Raw genomic sequence first — 17,733 nt, forward strand, 5'->3', positions numbered from 1 at the left:
CTCAGTCCGCCCCGTTCGCGGGCTGTTCGGTCGCGGCGGTGTTGCGGAAGGCCGCGTCGGTCAGCCGTCCAAGCACCTGGAGGTAGGCCACCAACGCGTCCATTTCGGTGAGCTGCGTCGTGACGCCGTCGAAGGCGCTGACCTGCGTCGCCTCGCCGTAGCGTTCGGTCACGCCGGCTGCGAAGCCGGTGTCCGGCGTGGCCTGGCCATATGCGTCGCGCGCCGCGTTCTCCACCATCTCTTCGGTATAGGAGACGCCGAGCGCGCGCTGGGCTTCGAGATGCAGCGGAAGGTCGTCGGTTCGCAACGGAGTGCGGGCCAGCCACCGATAGGCGGGCATGTTGGATTCCGGTACGACGTCGCGGGGGTTGGTCAGGTGCGCCACGTGCCAGAAGTCGGAGTACTTGCCGCCGACGCGCGCGAGGTCAGGGCCGGTCCGCTTGGAGCCCCACAGCATGGGTCGGTCATACTTCGACTCCACGGCCAGCGAGTAGGGGCCATAGCGTTCGACCTCGTCGCGCAGGGTCCGGATCATCTGGCTGTGGCAGGCGTAGCAGCCTTCGCGGATGTAGATGTTGCGGCCCGCCAGCTCCAGCGGCGTGTACAGCCGCATGTCGGGCGCTTCCTCGACGGTCTCGTCGATGGTGAAGAGCGGCGCGATCTCGACGATGCCGCCGACGCTCGCCGCGGCGATGATCGCGATGACGAAGCCGATGGCCGAGCGCTCGAGCTTGCGGTGCAGCAGTTCAGACATCCGTCATTCTCCAGGCACGGCTGCGGGAAGGACGGGTGTGTCCGCCCCGCGGGCTGCAGCGAGCGGCACCGCCCGCACCGTCATCCACATGTTGTAGCAGCCGACCAGCGCCCCGATCAGGAAGAGCAGGCCGCCGAAGGCGCGGGCGATGTAGTAGGGATACATCGCGACCAGGGAGTCGACGAACGAGTAGGCCAGCGCGCCTTCCTCGGTGTAGGTCCGCCACATCAGGCCCTGGATGATGCCGGAGTTCCACATCGCGAAGACGTAGATCAGCGTTCCCGCGATCGCGAGCCAGAAGTGGACCTCCACCAGCGTCGCGGAATACATGCGCTCGCGTTTCCAGAGGCTGGGCACCAGCGTGTAGAGCGATCCAAAGGTTATCAGTGCCACCCATCCGAGAGCGCCGGCGTGAACGTGGCCGACGGTCCAGTCGGTGTAGTGGCTGAGCGCGTTGACGGGCCGGATCGCCATGAACGATCCCTCGAAGGTTGAAAGGCCGTAAAAGACGGCCGCCGCCATCATGAAGCGCAGCGTCGCGTCGTCCCGCACGCGGTGCCAGGCGCCATTGAGCGTGAGCAGCGCGTTGCCGGCCGACGCCCAGGACGGAACCAGCAGCATCACCGAAAAGGTCATGCCCAGCGTTTGCACCCAGTGAGGCAGGGCCGTGTAGTGCAGGTGATGCGAACCCGCCCACATGTAGAAGAAGGTGATCCCCCAAAAACTCAGGATCGACAGCCGGTAGGAGAAGATCGGCCGCTGCGCCCGCACCGGCAGGTAGTAGTAGAGCATGCCGAGAAAGCCGGCAGTCAAGAAGAAGGCGACGGCGTTGTGGCCGTACCACCATTGCACCATCGCGTCCTGAACTCCCGGCCAGATCGTGTAGCTCTTGGCGAGACCCCACGAGACGGGAAGGGCGAGGTTGTTCACGATGTGCAGGATCGCCACGACCAGGATGAAGGCCATGAAGTACCAGTTGGCCACGTAGATGTGGGGTTCCTTACGCCGGGCGATGGTGGCGATGTAGAGGATGAAGTAGGTCACCCAGACGATCACCAGCCAGAGGTCCGCGTACCACTCGGCTTCGGCGTACTCCTTCGACTGGGTGACGCCCATGAGGTAGCCGGAGACAGCCAGCACACAGAAGAGATTGAAGCCGAGCAGCACAAACCACGGGCTGATCTGGCCCGCCAGGCGCGCCCGCGAGGTGCGCTGGACGACATGGAAGGAGGTCGCGATCAGCGCGTTGCCGCCGAAGCCGAAGATCACGCCGCTGGTATGGGTCGGACGAAGCCGTCCGAACGACGACCAAGCGGCGTCGAACGCGAGGTCCGGCCAGGCAAGCTGCGCGGCGACCCACACCCCCATGAACATGCCGAACACCGCCCAGACCATCGAGAGGACGATGCCCGCCTTGATGGGATCGTCGTAGTAGGACGCGGCGCGGTCCTCCGCGGGTTCGGGTCCGTAGAAGGAGGACATCACCAGAAAGGCGACGATGCCGCCGAAGAGCATGACGATAACGCCGTGCACCCCGAGGACGTCGGAACGCCCGATGACGGCCATAGCTGCGCCGACAAACGCGACCGCCGTCGCGATGGTAAGGGCGCCCTGCCGTTCCGCAGAGGTGAGGTTCCCGAGCATTCATTCCCCTCCTGGCGCAGGTTCCGCAACGTCACCTTTGCCGGATATGCGATCCAGATCAAGTAACCCGAGCAACTCTGTCTTGTTCCATGTCAAATCGGCGAGCGTGAAGTCGTCGAACACGGCAAGAAAGGCCTCGAGCGCGCGAGCGACGACGCCCTTGAGTCGGCAGGCCGGCGTGATCGCGCAGTGTCCGCCAGAGCGCATGCACTCTGTCAGGGAGAAGTCGTCTTCCATGTGCCGCACGACCTCACCCAGGTTAACGTCTTCCGGCCGCCGGGCCAGCGCGATGCCCCCCGCACGCCCTCGTGCCGTGGTCACGTAACCCAGCTTTCCCAGCTTCAGGGCGACCTTCAGCAGGTGGTTGTGCGAGATCCCGTAGTCGGCGGCGACATCGGTGACCCGGCAGGGCCGGTCGCGATGGATCGCCAGGTACATCAGCATCCTGAGCGCGTAGTCGGTCTGGAGCGTGAGGCGCATGCAGCTGCGTCCTGTTTCCGGAGACGTTGAGCATCGAACCTGGGCGATGACGTCGCCCGCCAGCATTCCCCCCAAACCGTCATAACGACCGCGGTGGCTGCTGTGGGAGCGGACCGGGTCGGCGGCCCTGTTACCCTGCCGTTCCGGTTGCGGGCCGCTCCAGCCGGAAGAACATCGCGAGCTTCAGGCTGCGGGCGATCCGTTCGGCGCGGTCAACGAAAACCGCGGCGACTTCCGGCGGGCAGCGCTCGGCGGCGACCGTCCTGAAGTGGCTGAGCCAGAGGTCGAAGTCTTCTTCCTTCACCTGCTTGAGCTTGAGATGGGCGGGAACGGGTCGGCCGCTATAGGCGCCGTTCTTGAGGATCACCGAGCACCAGAAATCGGTCATCTTCTCAAGATGCGGCTCCCAGTCCCCCTGGATCTCCGAGGCGAAGATCGGACCGAGGCGAGGATCGGACCTGACGCGCGTATAGAAGTGGCGGACAAGCGCTCCGATGAAGGCTCGGTCCACCAATGGGTGGGCGAGCGGCATTTCCGCCTCGGTGCGGGCGGCGTCTGGCACGGCAGGAAACATGCGGTCACCTAAGTGGTATGTTGTATGCCACTTTAGGCGATGGGTCTTGCCACCGCAAGCGCGCCGTTGTCGCGGAGGTCTCGCGACATCCCGTTCTTCCGCCAGTTGTTTGCGCCGGCGCAAAGTTCCGGGTGCGGCAGGTGGTTTAGATGGCGTCATTTGGAGATGCCCGACGTGAGCCGACCATCAAGCATCGATCCGGACATGACGGTCGACGAAATCATGCGGCGGTGGCCGGCGACCATAAAGGTCATGATCCGCAACCGGATGCTGTGCATCGGTTGTCCGATCGGGATCTTCCACACGGTGGCAGACGCGTGCGAGGCGCACCGGGTGGACCTTGAATCCTTCTCCGAGGAACTCCTGGCGGCGATGAGAAGCGATCCTGTCGCAAACGCACCATCGGCGTTCGGCGAATCAGTCCTCCAGGAGCAGGGGCATGGGGCGGAGTAGCGAGCGACGCCCTCCGTCGTTCAGCGAACGGCCGTCGACGTCACAGGCGCTACGAAGAGGCTCCCTTGCGCCGGTTCTCCGCGACGAGCATGAGCGCGTGAGGGTCGGTGACGGTCACCTTCTGCCGTCCACCCCGCACGATTCCTCGGTCTTCCCATGAGCTGAGCAGCCTGCTCACCGTGTGGAGCGTCGTGCCCGTCATTTCGGCGATGTCCTGGCGGGTGATCGGGAAATCGATCTCAATGCCGTCCGGCGTCTTGCGCCCGGATTGGCTGACGAGGCGCAAAAGCGCATGGGCGATACGCTGCTCGACCTGCTGCGTCGACATCTCCATGACCTGTGCCTGGGTTTCCTGCAGGCGGGCGCCGATCGCCTGGTAGGCGCTGGCGCCGAATGCCGGCGCGTGGGACTGCAGCTCGGGCCAGGCCGAATTGGGCCAGGCGAGCACCACGCAGTCTACCGCCGCGACCGCGGACGCCGGATAGGTGGTCCTGCCCATGGCGACGGCGATCCCGAAAAGCTCGCCCTCGTTGATGTAGCGCGCAATCACCTGATGCCCGTCCGGCGAGGTGCGGACGACCCGGATGTGGCCGGCCAGCAGAAGGAAGAAGGAGGTTGCCTCCTCGCCCTGCGAGAACACCTCCGCATCCTTCGCAAAGCGGGACGACCGCGCCCGCAACAGGATGGCGTCGAGCGCAGCTCCGTCGAGGCCCGCGAAGGCGGGCAGCGCCGAGATCAGGGTCCGGTCCAGAGCCATCTTGCTTCGCGTCTCCCTCCGCGCCTGCGTCGCCGGGTTTTCTACCCGCAGTTTGTGCCGGCGCAAACTGTTTCGGAAGCCAAGGGACTATCACGAACACATCGGCCGTTGGTGCCGTAATGCGAAAAGCACAACCGTCGCGGCCAAGTAGGCCGCCAGTGGAAAAAAACGCCCGGACGTCAAGGGTCCGGGCCAGAATGCGGATGGTGAGCGAAAAGGATGGACAGTCGGCCCGGGTGCGCGGCGGCGGCGCGCAGGCGCCGGATCCCGGGATCTGGGAGGAAACGGCGCGGCGATACGAAAGCTGCCATCCCGACGACACCTTTTCCGAGCTCGTCCGCCGGTCTTCCTTCTCAAAGGAGGACCGGCGGCTTCTCGAAGACTGGATTGCTGTGACAAGGGCGGCGATGCGCCCGGCGCATTCTGGTTGACGGCCGACGCGCTACCTGGTGCCCGACCGGATATCAACGCTTCGCCGAAATCCCGGGCAGCCAGAATGAGGCAGGCACTCACAGCCGCTGCGTCCCGCCCCGGAAAATCAATCTGAACCAGGGAGTTCGAATGGTGGGCGTGACAGGGATTGAACCTGTGACCCCTACGATGTCAACGTAGTGCTCTCCCGCTGAGCTACACGCCCATTCGATGCGGCGCATACATCACATGTGCTGCGGCGCGTCAATCCGGTAATTTCGTTCCGCTGCGGAACTTGGTCCGCAGCCTTTTGGCGCATGCGCCGCGGGCCGCCGGCCGGACCTTTTTTCGGGCCGAACGGGCAGCCCGAAAGACCTGACGCAGATCGCCTGAGTGACGATTCGCGTGTCCGGCGCTTCGTGATTTGTCTGTGGATGCCTTCGCCCTGGAGCCGTTAGGCGTCAGGCTGCCTGCAGCATCTTCTCGACCTCGTTGACGAGATCGCGCAGGTGGAACGGTTTTGACAGCACCTTGGCGTCGCGCGGGGCCTTCGAATCAGGGTTCAGCGCCACCGCCGCGAATCCGGTGATGAACATCACCTTCAGGTCCGGGTCGATCTCGGTGGCGCGCCGCGCCAGCTCGATGCCGTCCATCTCGGGCATGACGATGTCGGTCAGGAGCAGCGAGAACGGCTCCTCGCGCAGCCGCTCGTAGGCGCTCGCGCCATTGTCGAAGTCGGTGACGTCATATCCCGCCCGCTGCAGCGCCTTGACCAGAAAGCGGCGCATATCTTCATCATCTTCAGCCAGCAGTATGCGTGCCATAAATCCCGTCCGAATCGACTGCGCGCGCCGTCTCGGCCGTCGCGTTAACCATGCTGTATATGAAGGCGGGACGGTAAACATCAAGTGAATGCGGCAGGCTGGACCATCGCAATTGCGGTCCGCGCCCGGCTGGACAGGGCCGCGCCGGGGTGGCAACTTCGAGCCATGCAGCAGAGGCTTTCCGGCGCGAGGCGCGAGATATGACGGTCGCAGAGGACTTCTCGGCCGTGGTTCCCTTCGAAATCCGCTCCAGCGCCGAACAGCGCGTGCCGTTCGTCTTCAGCTCGCCGCACAGCGGACGCCACTATCCCCAACGCTTCCTCCAGATGACGCGCCTGGACAGCCACGCCATCCGCCGCTCCGAAGACTGCTTCGTGGACGAACTGTTCAGCGGCGCCGCATCGCTTGGCGCGCCGCTGCTGCTGGCGCATTTCCCGCGCGCCTATCTCGACGTGAACAGGGAGCCTTGGGAACTCGATCCGCGGATGTTCGCCGAACCGCTGCCATCCTTCGCCAATACGAGGTCGCCTCGGGTGGCCGGGGGGCTTGGAACCATTCCCAAGCTGGTGGGGGAGGGGCTCGACATCTATGCCGCGAAGATCAGGCTCGCCGAGGCGATCGAGCGCATCGAGGGCGTCTACAGGCCTTTTCACGAGTGCCTGCGAAAGCTGGTGACGCACACGCATGCGCGCTTCGGCGTGGCGGTGCTGATCGACTGTCACTCGATGCCCGCAAGCATCCGAATCGGCGAGAACAATTTGCGGCCGGATTTCATCGTTGGCGATCGCTTCGGCACCTCCGCGTCGTCCGCGCTGAGCGAACACGCGATCAGCCTTCTGACCGGCATGGGGTACACCGTCGCGCACAACAAGCCATATGCCGGCGGCTACATTACCGAGCACTACGGACGACCGGCCCGCGGATTGCACGCGCTGCAGATCGAGGTGAACCGCGGGCTCTACATGCACGAGCGCACGCTGCAGAAGTCGGCGGGCTTCACGGCGCTTGCCGACGATCTGCTCCGTTTCACGGCGGACCTGCTGGCAATGCCGGAGGAGGAGCTGGCGGCCCCGCGGCTCGCTGCCGAATAGCCCGGCGCCGACCAAAAAAAAAGACCGCATCGCTGCCGACACGGTCGAGTCTAGGGAGGAAACGCCCAAGAAGGGCATGAACAGGCGAACCTGTTCATGCGCGAGATTATGTTGCACCGCACAAATGTCAAGCCGAAATCGGACTTTTGCCGTCCACAATGATGGACCAATGTGTCAGCCCGGACTATTCCAGCCGCGCAATCGAGAGCGAGAGTTGAAATGAGAACAAGTGCGGAGTTCATGCGCCGCATCGCCGCGGCGGCAGCGGCCGAGACGCTTCCACGATTCAGGCAGGCGGGAGCCGTCGCCAACAAGCTGGAATCCGGATTCGATCCGGTCACCGAGGCGGATCGCCAGGCTGAGCGGGCGATCAAGGAGGTCATCCTTTCGGAGTTCCCGCATCACGGCATCCTGGGTGAGGAGCACGGCATCGAGAATCCCGGCTCCGATCATGTCTGGGTTATCGACCCCATTGACGGCACGCGCGCCTTCATTTCCGGCCTGCCCGTGTGGGGGACGCTTGTCGGCTTGACCGTAGGCGGCGAGGCGGTGAGCGGAATGATGTCGCAGCCCTTCACGGGCGAGCTGTTCTACGCCGACGGCGAGGCGGCGCGCTACGAGGGGCCAGGCGGCCCGCGCGTGCTTTCGACCCGCAAGACGACCAAGCTGGCTGAGGCAACGCTCTTCACCACGACCCCTGCGCTCTTCAAGGGCCCGGCCCGGGCGACCTACGACCGGCTGGAGGGAATGGTGCGCCTGCCGCGCTACGGCACCGACTGCTACGCCTTCGCCATGCTGGCGGCCGGCCACGCCGACATCGTCACCGATCCGGGACTGCAGCCTTACGACATCGTCGCGCTGATTCCGATCATCGAGCAGGCCGGCGGCGTGGTCACCACCTTCGACGGCGGCCCGGCCGAGAACGGCGGCGACATCCTGGCCGCGGCGACGCCCGAGCTTCACGCCGCCGCGATGGCCGCGCTGAAGGGCTGAGCCGTCAGGACGGTTCGACGCTGCCCGGTTCCTCGGCGTGGGCGTCGGCCGGCTCCCCACCCGGTACAAAAGCGTCAAACGCGGCAAGCAACTGCTCGCGATAGATGTCGGCCTCCTGCAGGATCTCGTGGCGCGCGCCGTCGATGGTGACGACTGCGCCCGAGCGCAGGCCGCGCGCAAACTTTTCGATCGTCGGAGTGGAGACGACCGTGTCAGCGCCGGCGGCGACGAACAGGATCGGGATCTGGATCCGCGCCATGTAGTCCGGCTCGATCACCCTGTCGGCGGCCTCGCACAGCCGGCTCACCCAGGCGACGGTCGGCCCGCCCATCCCGAGGTCCGGAAAGGCGTCGATCAGCGCATTGTTGCGCGCCAGCCGGCGCTCGTCGCTGGTCAGCGGGTTGCCGGGAAAGGGCACCGGGCGGCGAGGGCCGCCGGAGGCGTAAAGGCGTCCGAAGCCCGTCAGCCGCATCGCCGTCGTGATGCGTCGGATGGTGCGCATGGACATCGGCAAGCCTTGCAGGGCGAGAAGCGGCGCCGACAGCACCATACGCCTGATGCGATGGGTGAGCGAGGGCGCGGCGAGAAGGGCGACGAGACCGCCCGTCGAGTGGGCGAGCATGTAATAGGGCCCACGGCAGTCCGGCAGTACGAACTCCTGGAAGAACTGCTCGAGATCGCGCGCATAGTCGAAGAACGTGCGCACATAACCGCGCGCCGGATTGCCGAGGAGCCGCTCGGAGCCGCCTTGGCCGCGCCAGTCCATCATGGCGACGCCGAAGCCGCGGCTGGTCAGGTCGCCGACGGTCTCGAAATATTTCTCGATGCACTCGTTGCGGCCCGACAGCACAACCACCGTGCCTTTGAACGGTTTTGTCGAGGAAGGGAATCGGGCGTAGCGCAGCCGCCTGCCATCCTTCGCGGCAAAATAGCCGGCGTCGCCGTCACGAGGCATCGGGTTTTCCGGCAGGTCGAAGAGGACGTCGGCGATCATCTTCCGTCACGCTCTGTTGGCGGCAAGGCAGCGCTCCCCGTCGAGGGATAGAGGCTTGCTCGGAAAAAGCAAAGGGACAAGGTGTGCCGATCGCGCCGGACTGCCGGTCGCGCGCATGGCGCTGCCGACGAACGAAGGCCGGAACCGCAGTTCGCGCGGTTTCCGGCCCCCTGTCGTACCGGGCGGAAGGGACGTTAGCGCCCGGCCGGCATCCGCGCGGCGCTTCCCGCTGCGCCGCTGTCCACGTTCGGGTGGAAGGTAGTGGCAGCCCCCTGAACGTTTCCGGAAGGGCGCGTTCATCCGGCGTTCATGTTGAGCGGCGGCGTCGGGTCTTTGGCGGGACCGTGAAAAAACGGGTCTTGAAAAGCCGAAATCGCGAACCCAAATCACCAGTGCGGCCGCCCAAGCGGGGCCGCTGACCGCCATGGAACGCCAAACGGGTTCCCCTGCGGTCACAACGCAAACACTTGTTGCTCAATGGAGAACAGACCCATGCGTCACGTTGATTTTTCCCCTCTCTATCGCTCCACCGTCGGTTTCGACCGGCTGTTCACGATGCTGGACTCCCTCGGCCAGCCTGAAGGCAGCCAGACGACGTATCCGCCCTACAACATCGAGCGCACGGGCGAAGACGCCTATCGCATCTCGATGGCGGTTGCCGGCTTCTCGGAAGACGAGATTTCGATCGAGGCCCATCGCAATGTGCTGACCGTCAAGGGCGAGCGCAGCGAAGAGAACAAGGGCGAGGGCTCCGAACTGCTCTATCGCGGGATCGCCTCCCGCTCGTTCGAGCGACGCTTCCAGCTCGCCGACCATGTCGAGGCGGTAGGCGCCAACCTCAAGAACGGCCTGCTTCACATCGAGCTGAAGCGGACCATTCCGGAAGAGCACAAGCCCCGCAAGATCGCGATCGCGGCCGCGTCCGGTAGCGCTGCGAAGCAGATCGAGGGCCAGTCGGTCAACTAAGCCGGATCTCCTCCCCCGGACTTGACCAGGAAGGCGGCGCCGCAGGGCGCCGCCTTTTCCTTATGCGCGGATCAGTTGCGCAAAGCGGGCGACGTCTTCGGTCGTCGTCGCGAAGCTGGTCACGAACCGGCACAGTTCCTCGTCTTCACCGATCCTGCCATCGAAGTGTTCCGGGACGTTCCACTCGTAGAACACTGCCCCCGCACTCCTGGCCGCAGCGATCGCCGGCTTCGACAGGATGGCGAACACCTCATTGGCCTGCGGCTCCCAGGCGAGGCGGGCAGCGTTGGATGAGCGGAAGACGCCGGCAAGCTGCACGGCCATGGCGTTCGCGTGGCGCGCCGTCTGCAACCACAGCCCGTCGCGAAAGTAGGCGTCGAACTGCGCGGCGATGAAGCGCGACTTCGAGAAAAGCTGCGCCGCGCGCTTGCGCACGAATGCGAGATCCTTCGCCTTTGAGGGATCGAAGAGCACGATTGCCTCCGCGCACCAGCAGCCGTTCTTGGTGCCGCCGAAGGAAAGAAGGTCGACGCCGCGCTTCCAGGTCATCTCGGCCGGCGTGCAGCCGAGCGACACGAGCGCATTGGCAAAGCGCGCCCCGTCCATGTGAACGGGCAGGCCGAACTCCTTCGCGATCGCGGAGAGGGCGGCGATCTCGTCCAGTGCGTAGACGCTTCCAGCTTCGGTGGCCTGGGTCAAAGAGACCGCGTTCGGCCGGCCCGCGTGGACGAATTCGTCGGCGAAGCGGCCGATTGCGTGGCGCAACGCAGCCGGCGTCATCTTGCCCACGCCGCCCTCGACCGGAGATATGCGCAGTCCTCCCGAAAGATATTCTGGCGCGCCGCATTCGTCGTCGATGACGTGGGCGTGCGCGTGCGCGAACACGATGCCGCCCGGTTTCGCGACCGACGTCAGCGCCAGCGAGTTGGCCGCCGTGCCGGTTCCGACGAACAGCACGGCGACCTCCCGTTCGAAGAGTTCGCTGAATTTCGCGTCGACGACCTTGTCGAGCTCCCCGGCGCCGTAGCCGGCCGAGTATCCCGTGGCGTGTTCGGCAAGGCTGGCGGCGATGGCCGGGTGCGCGCCGGCCCAATTGTCAGAAGCAAAGATCATCGGAGATCCAAAATGTTTGAAGCGGACTCCCCGCTTTTACCCGCCTACACCTCCGCGTGCATCGAAAATCTGAGCCCAACCTGCTCGCGGAGCTCTTTGCACGGTGAGTCATAAAGTTTCGTGATGAGTGCATTCAGCGACATTATCGGTCGCAAAAATGCTAAAAAGTTGCCTTTTCGGTCTTGTGCGCTGCATTTGTTTCTGCCATAGAAAATATAGGACAGCAATGCTGTCTTATTTATCCGCGCAGGGACGCGGGAATTGGCGTATGATTTTCGCCTTTCCGGGTGTCGCGCGGTAGTGAGCGCGCAGCTGCGCTTATCCATAATCTGACGATGCCCGCAGGGCATTCATGGAGGACAGGAAGATGCCGGTGAAGGCCCCATCTGTGACGACGGAACTGACGACCGCCGCGCACACGAAAGCGGCCACCGTGAAAACGACCGACATCTTCGCCGCCGGTATGCCCCCGTCCCAGGGCCTCTATGATCCGCGCAACGAGCATGACGCGTGCGGTGTCGGTTTCATCGCGCAGATGAAGGGCGTCAAGTCGCACCAGATCGTCAAGGACGGGCTGTTCATGCTCGAGAACCTGACGCATCGCGGCGCGGTCGGCGCCGATCCGCTGATGGGCGACGGCGCTGGCGTGCTGGTGCAGATCCCCGACAGCTTCTTCCGCCGGGAGATGGCGAAGCAGGACGTCGAGCTGCCGCCGGCGGGCCAATATGGCGTCGGCCACTGGTTCATGCCGCAGGACGCGGCGCTGCGCGACCATATCGACGACATCATCCGCGAGTCCGCGCAGTCCGAGGGCCTGCCGTTGCTCGGCTTCCGCGATGTTCCGGTCGACAACGCCTCGCTGTCGAAGGCGCCGGAAGTCGCCGCCGCGGAGCCTCACCATCGCCAGGTGTTCATCGGGCGCACGCCGGACATCGACAATGACGAGGAATACGAGGCGCGGCTCTACCTGCTGCGCAAGGTGATCTCCGGCCGCATCTACGCCGAGAACAACAACCGCGACATCGGCGCCTACTGCGTTTCGCTGTCGGCGCGCACCATCGTCTACAAGGGCATGTTCCTGGCCTACCAGGTCGGCGCCTACTACAAGGACCTGTCGGACCCGCTGTTCGAGACGGCGCTGATCCTCGTTCACCAACGCTTCTCGACCAACACCTTCCCGTCGTGGAAGCTCGCCCACCCTTACCGCATGGTCGCGCACAACGGCGAGATCAACACCGTGCGCGGCAACAACAACTGGATGGCCGCGCGCCAGGCATCGGTCGATTCCGAGCTGTTCGGCAACAACATCTCGAAGCTTTGGCCGATCTCCTATGAGGGCCAGTCGGACACCGCCTGCTTCGACAACGCGCTCGAGTTCCTGTTCCAGGGCGGCTACAGCCTCGCGCATGCGATGATGATGCTGATCCCGGAAGCCTGGGCCGGTTACAAGTCGATGTCGCCCGACCGCAAGGCCTTCTACGAATATCACGCCGCGCTGATGGAGCCGTGGGACGGCCCGGCGGCGGTGGCTTTCACCGACGGCCGCCAGATCGGCGCGACGCTCGACCGCAACGGCCTGCGTCCCGCGCGCTACATGGTCACCGACGACGACCGGGTGATCCTGGCGTCGGAGGCCGGCGCGCTGCCGGTCGAGGAGAAGCACATCCTCAAGAAGTGGCGTCTGCAGCCGGGCAAGATGCTGCTCATCGACCTGGTCAAGGGCCGCATCATTTCCGACGACGAGATCAAGTCCGAGATCGCCAGCAAGCACCCCTACAAGCAATGGCTCGGCCGCACGCAACTCGTCCTCGAGGAGCTGAAGCCGGTCGAGGCGCGTGCGTTGCGCAAGGACGTCTCCCTGCTCGACCGCCAGCAGGCCTTCGGCTACAGCCAGGAGGACACCAAGCTCCTGATGTCGCCGATGGCGACGACGGGGCAGGAGGCGGTCGGCTCCATGGGCACCGACACGCCGATCGCGGCGATGTCCGACAAGCCGAAGCTGCTCTACCACTACTTCAAGCAGAACTTCGCCCAGGTGACCAACCCGCCGATCGACCCGATCCGCGAGGAACTCGTGATGAGCCTCGTGTCCTTCATCGGGCCGCGGCCGAACATCCTGGACCTCGTCGGCACGTCGCGGCGCAAGCGGCTCGAGGTGCGCCAGCCGATCCTCACCAATGCCGACCTCGAGAAGATCCGCTCGATCGGCCACACCGAGGACAGCTTCGACACCAAGACCATCGACATCACCTATTCGGCCACCGAGGGCGCGGCGGGCATGCCGGCGGCGATCGAACGCCTGTGCGAGCGGGCTGAGGCGGCAGTCGCCGGCGGCTACAACATCATCATCCTGTCGGATCGTCAGATCGGGCCGGACCGCATCGACATCCCGACGCTGCTGGCGACGGCCGCCGTGCATCATCATCTGGTGCGCAAGGGGCTGCGCACGTCGGTCGGTCTGGTCGTTGAGTCGGGCGAGCCGCGCGAGGTGCATCATTTCTGCTGCCTCGCCGGCTATGGCGCGGAGGCGATCAACCCCTACCTCGCCTTCGACACGCTCACCGACATGCATCGCCGCGGCGAGTTTCCGCCGGAGGTCGACGCCGGCGAACTGGTGACGCGCTACATCAAGTCGATCGGCAAGGGCATCCTCAAGGTGATGTCCAAGATGGGCATCTCCACCTACCAGTCCTATTGCGGCGCGCAGATCTTCGACGCCGTCGGCCTGCGCTCGGACTTCGTCGCGAAGTATTTCACCGGCACGGCGACCACGATCGAGGGCGTCGGGCTGGAGGAGATCGCGGCCGAGACGGTCGCCCGCCACGAGGCTGCGTTCGGCGACGATCCGGTGCTGCGCAACGGTCTCGAAGTGGGCGGCGAGTACATGTTCCGCATGCGCGGCGAGGCCCATACGTGGACGCCCGACGCGGTGGCGACGCTGCAGCACGCGGTGCGCAAGGGATCGTGGGAGACCTTCAAGGAGTTCTCCGAGCAGGTCGACAGCGAGACCGCGCGGGCGCAGACCATCCGCGGCCTGTTCAAGATCAGGCAGGCGGGCGACACGGGTCGCAAGCCGGTCCCGCTCGACAGCGTCGAGGCTGCGGCCGATATCGTCAAGCGCTTCTCGACCGGCGCGATGTCGTTCGGCTCGATCTCCCGGGAGGCGCATACCACGCTGGCGCGCGCCATGAACCGGATCGGCGGCAAGTCGAATACGGGCGAGGGCGGCGAGGAGCCGGACCGCTATCTGCCGCTTCCGGGCGGTGGCGCGAACCCGGACCGCTCGGCGATCAAGCAGGTCGCCTCCGGCCGTTTCGGCGTGACGACGGAATACCTCGTCAACTCCGACATGATGCAGATCAAGGTCGCGCAGGGCGCCAAGCCCGGCGAGGGCGGCCAACTGCCCGGCCACAAGGTGGATGCGACGATCGCCAAGACGAGGCATTCGACCCAGGGCGTCGGCCTCATCTCGCCACCGCCGCACCACGACATCTACTCGATCGAGGACCTGGCGCAGCTCATCTACGACCTGAAGAACGTCAACCCGATGGCCGACGTGTCGGTCAAGCTGGTGTCGGAAGTAGGCGTGGGAACCGTCGCGGCGGGCGTCGCCAAGGCGCGGGCCGACCACATCACCATCGCCGGTTATGACGGTGGCACGGGCGCTTCGCCGCTCACCTCGCTCAAGCATGCCGGCTCGCCCTGGGAGATGGGCCTTGCCGAAACGCACCAGACGCTGGTGCTGAACGGCCTCAGAAGCCGCGTCGCCCTGCAGGTGGACGGCGGCCTGAAGACCGGCCGTGACGTCATCGTCGGCGCGCTGCTCGGCGCCGACGAGTTCGGCTTCTCGACCGCCCCGCTGATCGCGGCCGGCTGCATCATGATGCGCAAGTGCCACCTCAACACCTGCCCGGTCGGGGTCGCCACGCAGGACCCGGTGCTACGCAAGCGCTTCAAGGGGACGCCCGAACACGTCATCAACTACTTCTTCTACGTGGCGGCGGAAGTGCGCGAACTGCTCGCGGCCATGGGCTTCACCCACCTCGATCAGATCATCGGCGATAGCGATCTGCTGGAGAAGCGGCCGATGATCGAGCACTGGAAGATGAAGGGGCTCGACTTCTCGCGGCTCTTCCACAAGCCGGACGCCCCGAAGGAGGCGACGCGCTGGACCGAGCGCCAGAAGCACCCGATCGACGATGTGCTGGACCGCACGCTGATCGAGCGGGCAAGGCCGGCGCTCGAGGCGCGGCAGGCTGTGCAGATCGAGGCGCAGATCCGCAACGTCGACCGTTCGACCGGCGCGATGCTGTCCGGCGAAGTGGTGAGGCGCTTCAGGCACAAGGGGCTGCGCGACGACACCATCTCGGTGAAGCTGACCGGCACCGCCGGCCAGTCGTTCGGCGCCTTCCTGTCGCGCGGCGTGTCGTTCGACCTCATCGGCGACGGCAACGACTATGTCGGCAAGGGGCTTTCGGGCGGCCGCATCGTCATCCGTCCGGCAGACGACAGCGCCATCGTTGCGGAAGACTCCATCATCGTCGGCAACACGGTGCTCTACGGCGCGATCGAGGGCGAGTGCTATTTCCGCGGCGTGGCCGGCGAGCGTTTCGCCGTCCGCAACTCCGGCGCGGTGGCGGTCGTCGAGGGCGTGGGCGACCACGGCTGCGAGTACATGACCGGCGGCGTCGTGGTGGTCATTGGCAAGACGGGACGCAACTTCGCAGCCGGCATGTCGGGCGGCGTCGCCTACGTGCTGGACGAGGAGGGCGACTTCGCCGAGCGCTGCAACATGGCCATGGTCGAGCTAGAGCCCGTTCCTGAAGAGGACGACATGCTCGAGAAGCTCCACCATCACGGCGGTGACATCGCCCATATGGGCCGCGTCGACGTCTCTGGCGACATGACGCGTCACGACGAGGAGCGTCTGGTGCAGCTCATCTCCAACCACCTGCACCACACGGGCTCGACGCGCGCCAAGGCGATCCTGGACGACTGGGCGGCATACCGGCCGAAATTCCGCAAGGTGATGCCGGTCGAATACCGGCGCGCCCTGCAGGAGATGGAGCGGCTCAGGATGAACGTCGCGGCCGAGTAGGAACACGTGCCGCCGGTCACGGTGGCGCCATCATCAACAACGGGCCCGGCTAGAAGGTCGCCAAAAGCTGCCTCGTCGGGTCCAAAAGGGGCGATAGACGCCCTCCATCCAGATCAGGAATGCAAATGGGCAAGGTAACAGGTTTTCTCGAGATCGACCGGCAGGTGCACAAGTACCAGCCTGCCTCCGATCGCATCCGGCATTTCCGCGAGTTCACGCTGCCGATGTCGGACAAAGAGGTGGAGAAGCAGGCCGCGCGCTGCATGGACTGCGGCGTGCCCTACTGCCATGGGCCGACGGGCTGTCCGATCCACAACCAGATCCCGGACTGGAACGACCTCGTCTATAATGGCGACTGGGCGAACGCGATCCGCAACCTCCACTCGACCAACAATTTTCCGGAATGGACGGGCCGCATCTGCCCGGCGCCCTGTGAGGAGGCCTGCACGCTGAACCTCGAGGACATCCCCGTCGCGATCAAGACCATCGAGCAGGCGATTGCCGACAAGGCCTATGAGACAGGCTACATGCGGCCGCAGCCGCCGGAGAAGAAGACCGGCAAGTCGGTCGGCATCATCGGGTCGGGCCCGGCGGGCCTGGCGGCCGCGCAGCAGCTCGCGCGCGCGGGCCATGACGTCCATGTCTACGAGCGGGAGTCGAAGCCCGGCGGCCTGCTGCGCTTCGGCATCCCTGACTTCAAGATGGAGAAGTACACCATCGACGCTAGAGTCGAGCAGATGCGGGGCGAGGGGGTGACCTTCCACTGCAACGTCAATGTCGGTGTCGACCGAAAGGTCGAGGAGCTGCTCGCCGAGCATGATGCGGTGCTCTATTGCGGCGGCTCAGAGACGCCGCGGCCGGCCGGCATCCCGGGCGCCGATCTCGAAGGCGTGCATGACGCGATGCCGTATCTTGTCCAGCAGAACAAGCGTGTCGGCAACGAGGACATCCAGTCCGTCGCCTGGCCGTCCGAGCCGATCGTGTCGACCGGACTGCACGTGGTGGTCGTCGGCGGCGGCGACACGGCCTCCGACTGCGTGGGCACTGCGTTCAGGCAGGGTGCTGTGCGCGTCACCCAGCTCGACATCCGCCCGCAGCCGCCCGAGAAGGAAGACAAGCTGACGGTCTGGCCCTACTGGGCGACCAAGATGCGGACCTCCTCCAGCCAGGCCGAAGGCGCCGAGCGCGAGTTCCAGGTGGCGACTCTGGAGTTCATCGGCGAGGAAGGCCAACTCACCGGCGTGAAGTGCTGCGAGGTCGACGAGAAGCGCAAGCCGATCGAGGGCACCGAGTTCGTCATCCGCGCCGATCTCGCTTTCATCGCCATCGGCTTTGCCGGGCCGCTGAAGAGCGGCGTGCTGGCGGAGTTCGGGGACGGCCTGAAGACCATCACCGACACCCGCCGCTCCATCAATGTCGCGGCCAATGACCGCGACTACCTGACCAACGTCGATCGTCTCTACGCGGCCGGCGACATCAGGCGCGGCCAGTCGCTCGTCGTCTGGGCGATCCGCGAGGGTCGGCAGGCCGCCCATGCCATCGACAAGGCGCTGATGGGCTCGACGGTCCTGCCGCGATAGG

General features: G+C 65.4%; 14 protein-coding genes and 1 tRNA gene. 6 read left to right on the forward strand and 9 right to left on the reverse strand.

Annotation, left to right across the window (positions count from 1 at the left end; all coding sequences use genetic code 11):
* Position 1: 1 nt before the first annotated feature.
* From ccoO to PD284_RS08625, 4 genes are all read right to left on the reverse strand, one after another.
* Entirely contained in the window at positions 2-754 is a 753-nt protein-coding gene (gene ccoO, locus PD284_RS08610) for a cytochrome-c oxidase, cbb3-type subunit II (RefSeq protein WP_274627794.1), read from the reverse strand.
* A gap of 3 nt (positions 755-757) precedes the next feature.
* Positions 758-2,398 (reverse strand): cytochrome-c oxidase, cbb3-type subunit I, encoded by a 1,641-nt coding sequence (gene ccoN, locus PD284_RS08615; RefSeq protein WP_274627795.1) that lies wholly within the window; start codon positions 2,396-2,398, stop codon positions 758-760.
* Positions 2,399-2,878, reverse strand: a complete 480-nt coding sequence (locus tag PD284_RS08620) for an RrF2 family transcriptional regulator (RefSeq protein ID WP_274627796.1) — start codon at positions 2,876-2,878, stop codon at positions 2,399-2,401.
* Between the two features lie 130 nt (positions 2,879-3,008).
* Positions 3,009-3,452 (reverse strand): group III truncated hemoglobin, encoded by a 444-nt coding sequence (locus tag PD284_RS08625; protein ID WP_274627797.1) that lies wholly within the window; start codon positions 3,450-3,452, stop codon positions 3,009-3,011.
* A 204-nt stretch (positions 3,453-3,656) separates the two neighbouring features.
* Here PD284_RS08625 and PD284_RS08630 point away from each other — a divergent pair, with 204 nt between their 5' ends.
* On the forward strand, positions 3,657-3,905 hold the full coding sequence (locus PD284_RS08630) for a DUF1858 domain-containing protein (protein WP_338036641.1): 249 nt from the start codon (positions 3,657-3,659) through the stop codon (positions 3,903-3,905).
* 49 nt (positions 3,906-3,954) lie between these two features.
* Here PD284_RS08630 and PD284_RS08635 read toward each other — a convergent pair whose 3' ends face one another.
* The 3 genes from PD284_RS08635 to cpdR all read right to left on the reverse strand — a co-directional run bounded on the left by PD284_RS08635 (position 3,955) and on the right by cpdR (position 5,897).
* Complete coding sequence (locus PD284_RS08635) at positions 3,955-4,662, reverse strand: Crp/Fnr family transcriptional regulator (RefSeq protein ID WP_274627799.1); 708 nt, start codon at positions 4,660-4,662, stop codon at positions 3,955-3,957.
* Positions 4,663-5,224: 562 nt separating this feature from the next.
* Positions 5,225-5,299 (reverse strand) — tRNA-Val (locus PD284_RS08640).
* Positions 5,300-5,534: 235 nt separating this feature from the next.
* Positions 5,535-5,897, reverse strand: coding sequence for a cell cycle two-component system response regulator CpdR (gene cpdR / locus PD284_RS08645; RefSeq protein ID WP_274627800.1), 363 nt, complete (start codon positions 5,895-5,897; stop codon positions 5,535-5,537).
* Positions 5,898-6,046: 149 nt separating this feature from the next.
* Between cpdR and PD284_RS08650 the strand changes: the two genes are divergently transcribed.
* Both PD284_RS08650 and hisN read left to right on the forward strand, forming a co-directional pair.
* Complete coding sequence (locus PD284_RS08650) at positions 6,047-6,988, forward strand: N-formylglutamate amidohydrolase (RefSeq protein ID WP_411956187.1); 942 nt, start codon at positions 6,047-6,049, stop codon at positions 6,986-6,988.
* 219 nt (positions 6,989-7,207) lie between these two features.
* Positions 7,208-7,981 carry a histidinol-phosphatase gene (hisN, locus tag PD284_RS08655; protein ID WP_274627802.1) on the forward strand — a complete coding sequence of 258 codons (774 nt, stop codon included), beginning with the start codon at positions 7,208-7,210 and terminating at the stop codon, positions 7,979-7,981.
* Positions 7,982-7,985: 4 nt separating this feature from the next.
* On the opposite strand, the gene PD284_RS08660 is transcribed toward hisN, so the two are convergent.
* A complete protein-coding gene (locus PD284_RS08660; protein ID WP_274630579.1) occupies positions 7,986-8,972 on the reverse strand; it encodes an alpha/beta fold hydrolase in 987 nt (328 codons plus the stop codon).
* Positions 8,973-9,467: 495 nt separating this feature from the next.
* Between PD284_RS08660 and PD284_RS08665 the strand changes: the two genes are divergently transcribed.
* Positions 9,468-9,941 carry an Hsp20 family protein gene (locus PD284_RS08665; protein WP_274627803.1) on the forward strand — a complete coding sequence of 158 codons (474 nt, stop codon included), beginning with the start codon at positions 9,468-9,470 and terminating at the stop codon, positions 9,939-9,941.
* A 60-nt stretch (positions 9,942-10,001) separates the two neighbouring features.
* Here PD284_RS08665 and PD284_RS08670 read toward each other — a convergent pair whose 3' ends face one another.
* Positions 10,002-11,054: a threonine aldolase family protein gene (locus PD284_RS08670; protein ID WP_274627804.1), complete on the reverse strand. Its 1,053-nt coding sequence runs from the start codon at positions 11,052-11,054 to the stop codon at positions 10,002-10,004.
* A 367-nt stretch (positions 11,055-11,421) separates the two neighbouring features.
* Between PD284_RS08670 and gltB the strand changes: the two genes are divergently transcribed.
* Complete coding sequence (gene gltB / locus PD284_RS08675) at positions 11,422-16,152, forward strand: glutamate synthase large subunit (RefSeq protein WP_411956259.1); 4,731 nt, start codon at positions 11,422-11,424, stop codon at positions 16,150-16,152.
* Positions 16,153-16,277: 125 nt separating this feature from the next.
* The gene (locus tag PD284_RS08680; RefSeq protein ID WP_274627805.1) at positions 16,278-17,732 is read left to right on the forward strand and encodes a glutamate synthase subunit beta; all 1,455 of its coding nucleotides are present in this window, start codon (positions 16,278-16,280) and stop codon (positions 17,730-17,732) included.
* The last annotated feature ends 1 nt before the right edge of the window (position 17,733 follow it).

Origin of the sequence: Mesorhizobium shangrilense (genome assembly GCF_028826155.1) — a bacterium.
In the GTDB taxonomy this organism is placed as follows: Bacteria; Pseudomonadota; Alphaproteobacteria; order Rhizobiales; family Rhizobiaceae; genus Arvimicrobium; species Arvimicrobium flavum.

Bases quoted from the DNA above. Each gene is read 5' to 3' on its own strand.
- PD284_RS08680 (WP_274627805.1), top strand. From the start codon at position 16,278: ATGGGCAAGGTAACAGGTTTTCTCGAGATCGACCGGCAGGTGCACAAG.
- PD284_RS08635 (WP_274627799.1), bottom strand. From the start codon at position 4,662: ATGGCTCTGGACCGGACCCTGATCTCGGCGCTGCCCGCCTTCGCGGGC.
- cpdR (WP_274627800.1), bottom strand. From the start codon at position 5,897: ATGGCACGCATACTGCTGGCTGAAGATGATGAAGATATGCGCCGCTTT.
- ccoN (WP_274627795.1), bottom strand. From the start codon at position 2,398: ATGCTCGGGAACCTCACCTCTGCGGAACGGCAGGGCGCCCTTACCATC.
- PD284_RS08670 (WP_274627804.1), bottom strand. From the start codon at position 11,054: ATGATCTTTGCTTCTGACAATTGGGCCGGCGCGCACCCGGCCATCGCC.
- PD284_RS08620 (WP_274627796.1), bottom strand. From the start codon at position 2,878: ATGCGCCTCACGCTCCAGACCGACTACGCGCTCAGGATGCTGATGTAC.
- ccoO (WP_274627794.1), bottom strand. From the start codon at position 754: ATGTCTGAACTGCTGCACCGCAAGCTCGAGCGCTCGGCCATCGGCTTC.
- PD284_RS08625 (WP_274627797.1), bottom strand. From the start codon at position 3,452: ATGTTTCCTGCCGTGCCAGACGCCGCCCGCACCGAGGCGGAAATGCCG.
- PD284_RS08665 (WP_274627803.1), top strand. From the start codon at position 9,468: ATGCGTCACGTTGATTTTTCCCCTCTCTATCGCTCCACCGTCGGTTTC.
- PD284_RS08630 (WP_338036641.1), top strand. From the start codon at position 3,657: ATGACGGTCGACGAAATCATGCGGCGGTGGCCGGCGACCATAAAGGTC.
- gltB (WP_411956259.1), top strand. From the start codon at position 11,422: ATGCCGGTGAAGGCCCCATCTGTGACGACGGAACTGACGACCGCCGCG.
- hisN (WP_274627802.1), top strand. From the start codon at position 7,208: ATGAGAACAAGTGCGGAGTTCATGCGCCGCATCGCCGCGGCGGCAGCG.